The sequence below is a fragment of the Arthrobacter sp. P4_F10 genome (assembly GCF_056401435.1).
Window position 1 is genome coordinate 42,222 of the sequence record NZ_JBFUJJ010000004.1, and the last position, 12,380, is coordinate 54,601.

At 65.8% G+C, this 12,380-nt stretch carries 10 protein-coding genes; 3 read left to right on the top strand and 7 right to left on the bottom strand.

All coding sequences use genetic code 11. The features are described 5' to 3' along the window. From AC1DR1_RS06290 to ychF, 4 genes are all read right to left on the bottom strand, one after another. Window positions 1-1,146: an ABC transporter permease gene (locus tag AC1DR1_RS06290; RefSeq protein WP_476966441.1), complete on the bottom strand. Its 1,146-nt coding sequence runs from the start codon at window positions 1,144-1,146 to the stop codon at window positions 1-3. 26 nt (window positions 1,147-1,172) lie between these two features. Further along, window positions 1,173-2,714 (bottom strand): ABC transporter permease, encoded by a 1,542-nt coding sequence (locus tag AC1DR1_RS06295; RefSeq protein WP_229994654.1) that lies wholly within the window; start codon window positions 2,712-2,714, stop codon window positions 1,173-1,175. A 178-nt stretch (window positions 2,715-2,892) separates the two neighbouring features. After that, window positions 2,893-4,674, bottom strand: a complete 1,782-nt coding sequence (locus AC1DR1_RS06300; RefSeq protein WP_229994655.1) for an ABC transporter family substrate-binding protein — start codon at window positions 4,672-4,674, stop codon at window positions 2,893-2,895. A gap of 338 nt (window positions 4,675-5,012) precedes the next feature. Next, window positions 5,013-6,098: a redox-regulated ATPase YchF gene (gene ychF / locus AC1DR1_RS06305; protein ID WP_229994656.1), complete on the bottom strand. Its 1,086-nt coding sequence runs from the start codon at window positions 6,096-6,098 to the stop codon at window positions 5,013-5,015. A gap of 221 nt (window positions 6,099-6,319) precedes the next feature. On the opposite strand from ychF, the gene AC1DR1_RS06310 reads away from it, so the two are divergent. After that, window positions 6,320-7,558: a DNA recombination protein RmuC gene (locus AC1DR1_RS06310; protein WP_364745686.1), complete on the top strand. Its 1,239-nt coding sequence runs from the start codon at window positions 6,320-6,322 to the stop codon at window positions 7,556-7,558. Window positions 7,559-7,619: 61 nt separating this feature from the next. On the opposite strand, the gene AC1DR1_RS06315 is transcribed toward AC1DR1_RS06310, so the two are convergent. Both AC1DR1_RS06315 and AC1DR1_RS06320 read right to left on the bottom strand, forming a co-directional pair. Further along, on the bottom strand, window positions 7,620-8,708 hold the full coding sequence (locus AC1DR1_RS06315; protein WP_277522563.1) for a 4-hydroxy-3-methylbut-2-enyl diphosphate reductase: 1,089 nt from the start codon (window positions 8,706-8,708) through the stop codon (window positions 7,620-7,622). A 9-nt stretch (window positions 8,709-8,717) separates the two neighbouring features. After that, window positions 8,718-9,578, bottom strand: a complete 861-nt coding sequence (locus AC1DR1_RS06320; protein WP_229994659.1) for a hypothetical protein — start codon at window positions 9,576-9,578, stop codon at window positions 8,718-8,720. A 231-nt stretch (window positions 9,579-9,809) separates the two neighbouring features. Here AC1DR1_RS06320 and xseA point away from each other — a divergent pair, with 231 nt between their 5' ends. Together xseA and AC1DR1_RS06330 are read left to right on the top strand one after the other, a co-directional pair. Next, a complete protein-coding gene (gene xseA / locus AC1DR1_RS06325) occupies window positions 9,810-11,096 on the top strand; it encodes an exodeoxyribonuclease VII large subunit (RefSeq protein WP_229994660.1) in 1,287 nt (428 codons plus the stop codon). Between the two features lie 173 nt (window positions 11,097-11,269). Continuing rightward, on the top strand, window positions 11,270-11,500 hold the full coding sequence (locus AC1DR1_RS06330; protein WP_229994661.1) for an exodeoxyribonuclease VII small subunit: 231 nt from the start codon (window positions 11,270-11,272) through the stop codon (window positions 11,498-11,500). 25 nt (window positions 11,501-11,525) lie between these two features. On the opposite strand, the gene AC1DR1_RS06335 is transcribed toward AC1DR1_RS06330, so the two are convergent. Beyond that, the gene (locus tag AC1DR1_RS06335; protein ID WP_229994662.1) at window positions 11,526-12,380 is read right to left on the bottom strand and encodes a polyphosphate kinase 2 family protein; all 855 of its coding nucleotides are present in this window, start codon (window positions 12,378-12,380) and stop codon (window positions 11,526-11,528) included.

Here is a 12,380-nt window from a genome sequence, read left to right on the forward strand (position 1 = left end):
TTACTGGCCCCGTGTCCCGTCGGATGGTCCGTCGTGCCACGGTCCGTCGTGTCCGGGTCCGTCGGGCCGGAATTCCTCGGGCTCAGGCCTGTCGAGGCCGGTGGCGGCGCTTGCCTGCACCGCGGGACCGCCGTGATCCTTGGCCTTCTTGGCATTGAACTTCTTCTGCCGCGGGTCAAAGGCGTCCCGCAGGCCGTCGCCGATGAAGTTGATGCTGAGGCAGATGAGCACGATGAACAGGCCCGGGAACCAGAAGAGCCAGGGCCTGGTGGCGAAGGCCTGCTGGTTCTGCGAGATGAGCAGGCCCAGGGACGTGTCCGGGGCCTTGACGCCGACTCCGAGGTAGCTCAGCGCCGTTTCCGTGAGGATCGCGGCGGACATTGTCAGGGTCACGTTCACGATCAGCACGCCGACGGCGTTGGGCAGGATGTGCTTGAAGATGATCCTGGCATTGCTGGCGCCGGAAATCCGGGCTGCATCGACGAACTCGCGTTCGCGCAGGGACAGGAATTCGCCGCGCATCAGGCGGGCCAGGGCGACCCAGCTGATCAGGCCCAGGAAGATTCCGAGGGCCAGGACGCCGTTGGTGCTGGCGAACGAAGCGAACCAGCTCCCCTGGTCCCGGCGGCCGGCGAGCTGCGCCATGACGGCCGCCAGCAGCAGGGCGGGAATGATGATGATGACGTCGGTCAGGCGCATCAGGATGGCCTCGGCCCAGCCGCGGAAGTACCCGGAGATGGCACCGACCACCACGCCGATCAGGCCGGCGATGAGGCCGATCACGATCATGATGGTGATGGACTGCTGCGCGCCGCGCATGGTCATGGCGAAGAGATCGCGGCCGATCCGGTCCTGGCCGAACGGATGTTCGCCCCACGCCAGCGGCCACAACGAGGAGGTGGGTTCGCCGCCGTTGACCAGGGGCGAGACTTGCGTGTGGGTGTACTTCCACCAGCCGGGGATTCCCAGGTAGCCCACGGAGGTGAAGGCCAGGACAAAGATGAAGGCGAAGACGATGAGGCCGATGATGGCGCCGGAATGTCCGAGGAACCGTTTCCGGACGATTTGGCCCTGGCTGAGGCCCTTGGCTTCGAGGACCGGCTCGATGCCGGCCGCGGCTGAGATCCGGGAGGCGTCTTCGGCCATGATTTCTTCCTGCTGGCTTGGCTGGCTCATGCTTTTACCCTTACGCGCGGATCCAGTGCGGAGTAGGCGAGGTCCGCGATGAGGTTGAAGACCATGGCCGTGATGGCCACGCAGATGAAGACGCCCATGACGGGGTTGGGATCGACGTGCGCGATCCCGTCCAGGAAGAGGAATCCCATGCCGCGGACCGAGAAGACGGTTTCGGTGATGACGGCGCCGCCGATCAGTGCCCCTATGTCGAACGCCACGATCGTGGCGATCGGGATCAGGGCGTTGCGGAACGCGTGGCGCATGATGACGGTCCGCTCGCTCAGGCCCTTGGCCCGCGCCGTGCGGATGTAGTCCATGTTCATGATTTCGAGCATCGAGGCCCGGGTGAACCGCGTGTAGCTGGCCAGCGAAATGAGGATCAGGGCCAGGGTGGGCAGGATCAGGTGGGTAAAGGAGTCGAGGCCCAGGACCCAGAAGTCGCCCTGGATGTTCGGCGTGCTGGCACCGATAGTCGCGATCGGCCGGCCGCGCACACGGCTGTTGTTGAAGTAGCTGGGCCATGCCTGCATGTAGCGGTCCAGCAGGATCAGGAAACCGACCAGGAACGAGGTGATGGCCGCGGCGCGCATGGACTGCCCGCGGTCATAGCCTCCCATCAGGTAGCCGATGCCCATGCCGATCAGGACAAAGGCGATCGCCAGCACCACGATCATCACGAACGTGGCCTCGTTGAGCAGYGGCTGAAGGAGGAAGTACAGCACGACGCCGACGCCGACGGCGATGAGGGCCGACTGAAGGGCCTTGCGGTTCTTCAGCCCGGCGGAGAGCAGGGTCACGGCGAAGGCGATGCCCGCACCGGCGATGGCGATGACCACGGGCCCCAGGCCCGGCGTCTTGAACCATTCGGTGGCGGAGAAGTAGATGAGCACCGCGGTGACGAAGGCGAAGGCGACGGCGCCGGCCAGCAGCCGGCGCCGCATGGGTCCGCCCGCCGCGACGGCTGTCACTGCGCCGACGACGACGCCGATGCCAAGCGCCGCTGGCAGCGGCACGTCGGGGTTTCTCAGGAAGTTGTTGAAGCCGATGGCGCCGAATTCCTTGAGCAGGACGGCCACCCAGAAGATCGGCAGGGAGAAGAAGAGGAAGGCCATGAACGTGACGCCGTAGTCCAAAGTGCTGTACTGCCGCAGGGCGGTGATGATGCCCAGGGTGATGCCGATCAGGATGGCGAGCACCGTCGCCGCGGTGACGAGGGTCAAGGTCTGGATGAGCGCATTGCCGAGGGCCTCGGTGATGGGCTGGCCGGCGATGTTTTTCCCGAGGTCACAGGAGTTGGCGAACGGAACGAGGCACTGGACTGCGCCGCCGAACCATTTGAAGTACCGCAGCGGTGCCGGGGTGTCCAGCTGCAGGAGCTCGGTCCTCGCGTCCATGAGCTGCTGCTTCTGCGGCGAGGGGTTGGCGCGGAATTCCTCCAGGGGATCACCGGACGCCGCTGTCAGGAGATACACGAAGTAGGACGCGCCGAGAAGAATGAGGGCGGCAGTCACGAGCCGCCGGAAGATGTAGGTCACCATTGGAATAGAACCTCGGAATTCGGGCCCAGGGATTGCCCGGACCGGTCGCGGAGTTTGGCCGGTTCCCGCCGATGTGGCGGCGGGACCACGGCATCGCCAGGATATCGCCAGAAAGGCGTCGGGACCGAAGAAGCTGTGGTCCCGACGCCTTTCCAGCAGTGTTACTTAGGGTCGCGGGCTACTTCTGTGCCCATTCCCAGAAGTTCCACCAAACGCCGGTCTGGTTCGGCATGTACTTCACACCGGTGATGCGGTCGCTGTATGCGTCCACGCCAACCGACTGGAAGAGCGGAAGGCCGTAGGCCGAATCCCAGATCATCTTGTCGATCTGCGCAACGAGGCCGTCCTGCTTGCTCTTGTCGGTGGTGACAATCAGTTCGTCCATCAGCTTGTCGGCTTCAGGGTTGCTGAACTGGTTGAAGTTGGAGTCGTTGCCGGACTTGAAGATCTGCGGAACGCCGGACACGCCGACACCCGAGTTGCTCCAGCCGAAGATGGTGGCGTCGTAGCTGCCGTCACCGAGGGCCTTGCCCCAGTCAGACTTGCCGAGACCGCCGTCGACGATCTTGAAGCCGGCCTTGGTGGCGGACTCGCTGATCAGGGAGTAGGCGTCAACACGGTTGGGGTTGTCCTTGTTGTACATGATGCGAACTTCGGGGGTGGCGCCGTTGAGGAGCTTCTTGGCACCCTCGATATCCACACCCTGGTAAGCGGAGGAGCCGTTGTTCTTGGCCGATTCGGCGTACGGGGCCTGGTCCGGAACGAAGAGCTGGGAGTCAAGCGGTGCAGCGTTCGGATCCAGCTTCTTGACGATCTTGTCGACGATGTCCGTACGCGGGACGGCCTTCATGAACGCCTCGCGGACGTTCTTCTCGGCAAACGGGCCCGAGTAGTTCAGGTCGATGTGGTCGTACGCGAGCTGGTTGCCGACGTCGACCTTCACGCCCTGGCTTTCGAGTGCCTTGAGCTGCTCCACGGTGTCCGCGGATGCCTGCGGGGCGATGATGTCTGCCTCGCCGTTCTTGAGTGCCTGGACCTGGGCGGGTGCCTCACCGATGTAGCGGACGGTGATTTCGTCCAGCTGGGCTTCCGGACCCCAGTTGTAGTCCTTGTTCTTGACCATGGTCAGGGACTGGTCCTGGTTGACGCTCTTGACGATGAACGGGCCGTTGGAGAGGTAGAGGCTCGGATCGGCCGGCAGGGTCTTGGTGTCAAAGCCGGTGTTCCACAGGTCCGACATGGCCTTGAGCTGCGCGTTCGCCGGCTTGGGGGCCTTGGAGTCGCCGCGGGGCATGCCCTTCAGCAGGTCAATGAACGCCTTGGTGTCAGCCAGGCCCGCCTTCTTGGCGAGGACGTGGGCCGGGATGTCGATGCCGGGGCCGCCGATGGCGATTTCCCAGTCGGCGAACGGCTTGGAGTACTTCAGCGTCATGCTGCGGCCGTCGTCACCGAGTTCCGGGAAATCGGTGAGGGCAATGCCGGTCGGGTCACCCGCGTAGGAGAAGTAGGACGTTCCGGTCTTCCCGTCCGCATCGGCGTCGTTGTAGTAACCGGAGAAAGCAGCCCACTGGAGCACAAGGTCGGCCGCGGTGACAGGCGTGCCGTCCGACCACTTCACGCCGTCGTTGATGGTGTACTTCACCGTCAACGGATCGTCGGAGACCTTTTCCATCTTGCCGAACTTCTCATTGCGAACAACGTTGAGCTTGTTGTCGATGTAGAAGAACCCTGAGTGCGTGGCGTAGCTGACCTTTGAGTTAATGTCAGTGTTTCCGTCGGCCGTGTTCGGGTTGAACGTATTGAACGCGTTGACCTCTACTACGGTTGCCGATCCGCCTTGCTTGCTTGCTGCGGCCGCAGTGGTCGGGGTTGTCCCGCCGCTGTTGCCCGCGCAGGCGCTGAGGGCGATGGCAGCTGCTGCCGCCACGCCCACTGCTTTGGAAATACGACCCAAGCGCATTCCGCCTCCTTGTTTCTGTGGTGTGGGTGAGACCGGCGCCAAAAGCGCCAGACAGACGTCCACACTCCCCCAGCGGCAGTGTGGCCCGTCTCACATGGCATGAAGCGTAAACCCCAAAGCCCGCTCGGAGCCACCAAAGTTGACCGACTGTAAAGTTCGTTACCGAGCTGCAACATTGGACAGGTTCCGCAGGGCCAGCTTTCCACAGAAACGTTGACGGCGGCGTAACAAAAAGATAAAAGAGCCGCACACAGGAAAAGCCCCGATCCGAAAATCGAGGCTCCTCCAGTTAATCGTTAATTACTTGGCAGAATTACCGCGCTGCCGGGCGGCGGCCGTCAAACGTTGAAACGGAATTCGACCACGTCGCCGTCGGCCATGATGTATTCCTTGCCTTCGATCCGGACCTTGCCGCGGGCCTTCGCCTCGGCCATGGAGCCGGCCTCGATGAGGTCTTCGAAGGAGACGACCTCGGCCTTGATGAAGCCGCGCTGGAAATCGGAGTGGATCACACCGGCGGCCTGCGGGGCGGTGTCGCCCTGGCGGATGGTCCACGCGCGGGTTTCCTTGGGGCCGGCCGTGAGGTAGGTCTGCAGTCCGAGGGTGTGGAAGCCGACGCGGGCCAACTGGTCCAGCCCGGATTCATCCTGGCCGTTCATTTCCAGCATCTCGCGGGCTTCTGCCTCGTCGAGCTCCACCAGGTCGGACTCAAGCTTGGCGTCCAGGAAGATGGCGTCGGCCGGAGCCACCAGGGCACGCAGTTCCGCCTGCTTCTCCGGGCTGCCCAGGATGCCCTCGTCGGAGTTGAAGACGTAGATGAAGGGCTTGGCCGTCAGCAGGCCGAGTTCCTTGAGGTGCTCCATCTCCAGCTTGTCGCTCTTGATGGAGGAGAAGATGGTGTCGCCGCGCTCCAGCACCGCCTGCGCCGCCAGGATGGCTGCCAGCTCGGCCGCATCCCGCTTCTTGATCTTTACTTCTTTTTCGATCCGGGGGATGGCCTTTTCGATGGTCTGCAGATCGGCCAGGATCAGCTCGGTGTTGATCGTCTCCATGTCGGAGCTGGGATCGACCTTGCCATCGACGTGGATGACGTCCGGGTCATCGAACACGCGGACAACCTGCGCGATGGCCTCGGCCTCGCGGATGTTGGCGAGGAACTGGTTACCGAGGCCCTCGCCCTCGGAGGCGCCCTTGACGATGCCGGCGATGTCCACGAAGGACACCGCGGCGGGCAGCAGGCGCGCGGAGCCGAAGATGCCGGCCAGCTTTTCAAGCCGGGAATCCGGCAGGTTCACGACGCCGATGTTGGGCTCGATCGTGGCGAACGGGTAGTTCGCCGCGAGGACCTGGTTGCGGGTCAGTGCGTTGAAAAGGGTTGATTTGCCGACGTTGGGCAGTCCGACGATGCCAATAGTAAGTGCCACGAGCATATATTCTACCCGCACGCGCCGGCGATCGTTGCGGCGGCCGGTGCTGGGGCCGTATGGAGGCCGGCGTGTGGGCCCGCGCGGGGTCTGCTTCGGCGGCCCGTGCCAAGGCTTGGGCGGCGGCCCGCGCGGGGGTTCCGGCCGTAAGACCGGTGTAAATCGCCGGTGTTCCGGGCGTCGAAGCCAAAACTGTCACAGGGGCATGCCACAGTGAAGTCATGGATGCTTTTGCACTGATTCTTGCCCTGCTCATGCTGCTCACCGGCGCCGTCGCCGGGGCCGCCGCCGTCTATTTCCTGCTGCACCGGCGGTACCTTGCCGTGGAACAGGACTTCGACGGCGTATCGGCCCGGCTGTCCGACGTCAGCGCCCAGTTCGCCGCGGCCGACGCCGAGAGGCGCCTTCTCGCGGCCCAGAACCGGGAGCTGGGTGAGTCCCGGAACCAGGACGGCAGTGTTCTCCGTGCGCTGGCGCCGGTGGCGGAGAAGCTCACTGCCGTGCAGCAGCAGGTGTCCCTACTCGAACGCGACCGGCTGGAGCAGTACGGCCAGCTTGCCCAGCAACTGCAGGAGGCCCGCCTGTCCGATGAGCAGCTGCTGCGCTCCACACATGCGCTCGAGTCTGCCCTGCGCTCCAACAGCGCCCGCGGCCAGTGGGGCGAGGTCCAGCTGCGCCGTGTGGTCGAGGCAGCAGGCATGCTGCGGCACGTGGATTTCCACGAACAGGTCCACAGCGGGCAGGCCCACGGCTCCGGCCCGGACGGCAGCCTCCGGCCCGACCTCGTGGTGCAACTGCCCGGCGCCAAGCAGCTCGTAGTCGACGCAAAGGTCCCGCTGGCGTCGTACCTCGCCGCCCAGGACCTCGGCGCCTCCCAGACAGGCCAGCAGTCCTCGCAGCTGCCCGGCAGCCAGCAGGCGCACCTCGCCGCCCATGCCAAGGCCCTCAAGGCCCACGTGGACGCGCTGGGCAGCAAGAAGTACTGGGACATCCCCGGCAACTCTCCGGAGCTGGTGGTGTGTTTCCTGCCGGCGGAGTCCATTCTGGCCGCCGCGCTCTCGGCGGACCCGGCCCTGCTGGACTATGCCCTGTCCAAGAACGTGGTCCTGGCCTCCCCCGGGACCTTGCTTGCGGTGCTGAAGTCGGTGGCGTTCACGTGGCGCCAGGACGTCTTGACGGACAGCGCCCGGGAACTCTTCGAGCTCGCGCGGCAGCTCTATGACCGGATGGGCACGCTGGGCGAGAACGTCACCAAGCTGGGGTCCTCGCTGAAGACCTCGGTGGAAAGGTACAACTCCATGGTCGGGACCCTTGAGGCCCGGGTCCTGCCCACCGCCAGGAAGCTGAACACCCTGGAATCCGCCGGTCTGGCCACTCCGCCCGCCGTCGAGGTCGCGCCGCGCGCAGTCGCAGCCCCGGAACTGCAGCCCCGGGACGAGTCCGAAGAGTCCGCGGCCTAAGACGGGTCAGTTCCGACGGCTAAGTGCCCGGGACTGTCCAGTTCCTAGGGCTGTGCAGCTCCTAGGACTGTTCGGGGCGGGTGCCGCGGCCGCCGAGGGCGCGGGTGACGTCGCCGGCCTGCTTCAGCGTGGCCCGGAGCTCCTTGGGCAGGGAGAACAGGAGGTCTTCCTCGGCCGTGACGACTTCCTCGACCGATCCGTAGCCGTAGTCGGCCAGGAGCCGGAGCACGTCCTTGACGAGGACTTCAGGGACGGAGGCCCCCGATGTCACACCCACCGTGGCGACGCCCTCGAACCAGGTCTCGTCGACCTCGTTCGCGAAGTCGACCCGGTAGGAGGCCTTGGCGCCGTATTCCAATGCCACCTCCACGAGGCGGACGGAGTTCGAGGAGTTGGCGGAGCCCACCACGATCACGAGTTCCGCCTGGGGCGAGATCTTCTTGATGGCCACCTGGCGGTTGGTGGTGGCGTAGCAGATGTCGTCGCTGGGCGGATCCTGCAGGGTGGGGAACCGCTCCTTGAGCAGGCGCACAGTCTCCATGGTTTCGTCCACGCTGAGGGTGGTCTGCGAGAGCCAGATGACCTTCTCCGGGTCGCGGACCGTGACCTTGTCGACCTCGTGCGGGCCGTTGATGATCTGGATGTGCTCGGGAGCCTCGCCGGCGGTGCCTTCCACTTCCTCATGGCCGTCGTGGCCGATCAACAGGATGTCGAAGTCATCCTTGGCGAACCGGACGGCTTCGCGGTGCACCTTGGTGACCAGCGGGCAGGTCGCGTCAATGGTGCGCAGCCCGCGGTCCTCGGCGGACTGGACGACGGCGGGCGAGACACCGTGCGCGGAAAAGATCACGAGGGCACCTTCCGGGACCTCGTCGGTCTCATCGACGAAGATGGCGCCCTTCTCCTCCAGGGAGCTGACCACGTGGACGTTGTGCACGATCTGCTTGCGGACGTAGACCGGGGGGCCGTAGTGCTCCAGGGCTTTTTCCACCGCGATGACCGCACGGTCAACGCCGGCGCAGTAGCCGCGCGGGGCTGCCAGCAGGACTTTTTTGGGACCGGCGACAGGGGCGGCCGCCAGAACGTCTTCCGGTGAACGCCGTCGGCGCGGAACAGATGGCATCGGAACGGAAACAGCGGTGGAGGTCATGCTCCCATGCTACCGGTGTTCAATCTTGCCCCGTTTGCGGCCCCCGGCGACGCGGACAGCCACGCCTGTGGCCAGCAGTGCTGCTCCCGCAACAGCGGCAGCGACGATCCACTGGCCGAAGCTGGCAGAGCACGCCGCGACGAACTCGTTCTTGAAGAGCTCCGCCACATCGTTGCCGCTCGAGGTCCCTGCGACGGCGGTGCTGGCGGCATCGCTGGCCAGCTTCCACACACCGGCGACCACCAGCGCGCCGACGCCCATGCCGACCAGGACGGTCCACCGGCGTCGGGCCGCAACGAACGCCAGCACGAAGGCGATGCCCGCGCCGACGGCAACGGCGTAGCCCATTGGGGCGTAGACGATGACGCGTTCGATCAGCTGGCGCTGGTTGGACTGCCCGATATGGATCAGCACCTGGCCGGGCGCCTCCACCGGAAGGGTGGTCGCCTCGGTTACCTGCTTGGCCACCAGCCCGGCAAGCGGTGCGACATCCAGGGTGAGCGACGAGGTGCCGTCAACCTCCGGCGGCAGCGTGCTGGGGTCGGCGAACGTGAGGCGGTGGCTCTTGCGAAGGGTTTCCGCCCAGGCCTCGGAGTAGCCGGGCAGCCCCGTGAGCGATTGTGCCGCGTTGTCCAGGACCGGCCGGGCAAGCTCCGTGAGGGCCGCAGGGATGCCGGCGCTGGAAGCCACGCCATCGACGGCGGCCGTGGCGAGCCGTTGCTGGAACGCCGGGTCCTTGCCCAGCGGTGCGGTCAGGGCTACGAAGCCGTCTTCCTGGACGATGTTGCGGTCAACCCACATGGCTGGAACGGCGACGGCTGCCATCAGAAGCCCGATAAGGACGGCGGCGGCGGAGACAAAAGTGCGCAAGGGATTCCTAGGAGGTTGATGGCGTCCCTCCCATCCTAGGGCGGGGCCGGGCGCGGCCATAAAGTCGGGCCCCGGTGGTAGAGCTATGGATAGAGTTGACAGAGACAACTTCCGGCTGCCGGCCGGCCCACCCGCCGGGGAGCGGGCCACCGGCAGTCCCCTCGGGCAAAAGGACACGCACGCATATGCACAAGGCACTCCACAGGGCACTCTCGGCCATGGAGCCCACGCATGCCTGAGGACGCGGCGGCGGCCACCACGCTACCGGCCACCGCGGCTCAAACCAGCCCGGACAACCCCTGGCCTCTGCAGTTGCTGTCCCAGAAGCTCAAGATGCACATCGACCGCGCGCCCTCGGCATGGGTTGAGGGGCAGGTGATCGAGCTCAACCGGCGTGGCAGCAACGCCTACTTGACGCTCCGGGACATCGACGCCGAAATCTCGCTGCCGGCGTCGGTCTGGACCACCGTGCTGGACCGCCAGGACGCTCCGCTGGAACGCGGCTCCCGGGTTGTTGCCCTGATCAAGGCCGAATTTTGGCTCAAGACGGGCCGGCTGAACATGTCCGTGAAGGACATCCGGCCCGTGGGGCTCGGCGACCTCCTCGCCAGGATTGAGCGGCTGCGCCACGCCCTCGCCGCCGAAGGGCTCTTTGCCGATTCCCGCAAAAAACGCCTCCCCCTGCTCCCGCACCGGATCGGCCTGATCACCGGCCGCGACTCTGACGCCAAGAAGGATGTGCTGCGCAACGCTGCCCTGCGCTGGCCGGCCGTCGAATTCGAGATCCGCGAAGTAGCGGTCCAGGGCAACACCGCCGTGGCCCAGATGATCGCGGCATTGCGGGAGCTCGACGCCCACCCCGGGGTCGACGTCATCGTCATCGCCCGCGGCGGAGGCGCCCTCGAGGACCTGTTGCCGTTCAGCAGCGAGGAGCTCATCCGGGCTGTCGCGGACGCGTCCACCCCCGTGGTGAGCGCGATCGGGCACGAAGCGGACCGGCCCATCCTCGACGACGTCGCAGACCTCAGGGCTTCAACGCCCACAGACGCGGCGAAGAGGATCGTTCCGGATGTCGCGGAAGAGCTCGTCCGGGTCCGGCAGGCACGGGACCAGCTCCGCCGGGGGGTCACCCGACTCGTAGAACGCGAGGGCGACCGGCTGGCGGCCCTGCGCTCCCGCCCCGTGCTGCTCTCCCCCGACGTCATGATCACCCAGCGCCACGACGACGTCGAACGGCTCAAAGTCCGCTCGCACTCGGCCATCAGCGCCGCCGTCGTCCGGGCAGCGGACCAGCTGGTCCACCTCAAGGCGCAGGTGCGCGCGCTCTCACCGCAAAAGACGCTGGACCGCGGCTACGCGGTGGTCCAGCTCGCCGGCTCCGGAGCGTCCGCCGCGACGCACCGGGACGTGGTTCGGCACCCCACGCAGGCGCCCGCCGGCACGGACCTTACGGTACGGGTGGCCGGCGGCCGGTTCACCGCCCAGTCCACCGGCGGCCAGGAGCCGGCCGAGGAATAACTGCCCGGACCAAACCCGGGCCCGCAACGCTTGATCCGGCGTCATCCCAGGAACCACCAGCCGCACGGCAACACGGCAATCCGTCGGCAACACCACAGCACCACTGAACATCACCAGACGGCACGCAACAGACACCGCGGACGCAGTAACCGCATCAACCAAGGAGCATCCACATGGCAGCAGAATCCAGCCCGAACGCCGACATCGAGGCCCTCAGCTACGAGGACGCCCGCGAGCAGCTGGTCGCGGTGGTGGGCAAGCTGGAGGCCGGCGGCGCCAGCCTGGAAGAATCACTCGCGCTGTGGGAGCGCGGCGAGGCACTGGCCAAGCGCTGCGAACAGTGGCTGGAAGGCGCCCGCAAGCGGCTCGCCGCCGCCCGGGACCAGGCTGCGGACAAGAACTAAACACCTGCTTTTCAAAGACCGCCGGTCAGGACCGCTGCACCAGTTCGCGTTCCATGTCCATGTCCAAGTCCGGAACCGGCCATTTGAGATTCAGGCCTTCGAGGGCCTCCAGTAGGAGCTGCTGCACCACGATGCGGGCGTACCACTTCTTGTTGGCCGGCACGACATGCCACGGCGCCAGCTCCGTGCTGGTCTTGTCCAGGGCCGTCTGGTAAGCGTCCATATAGTCGGCCCAGAAGGCCCGTTCCTTAAGGTCCCCACTGCTGTACTTCCATTGTTTGGCGGGGTCCTCCAGACGGGCCAGCAGCCGGTTCTTTTGCTCATCGCGGCTGATGTGCAGCATGACCTTGACGATCTTCGTTCCGGCGGCCGCCTGCCGGGCCTCGAATTCATTGATGGCCCGGTAGCGGCGCTCCAGTTCCTCGGCGTCCGCCCAGTGGTGCACCCGGTGGATCAGGACGTCCTCATAGTGGGAACGGTCGAAGACCCCAACCATGCCGGCCGCTGGCACTTCCTTTTCGATCCGCCATAGGAAGTCGTAGGACTGTTCCTCGGGCGTGGGCGCCTTGAACGACTTCAGCTGCACGCCCTGCGGATTCATCTGGCCCATCACGTGGTTGACGATGCCGCCCTTGCCCGCAGTGTCCATGGCCTGCAGGACCAGCAGCACGCGTTTCTTGCCGCCGGTCCTGGACTCGGCGAACAGCTGCTCCTGCAGCTGCGTGAGCTTGCCGTCGAGTTCGCCGAGCAGCTGCTCGCCGTCGGCCTTGCCGCCGTCGTAGCCCGGCGTCGAGCCCGGGTCCAGCGATTCCAGGCTGAAGCCCTTCCCTACCTTGAGGAGTTTCGAGGGTTGGTCATCGAACGTCGCAGAGTCTGCCAT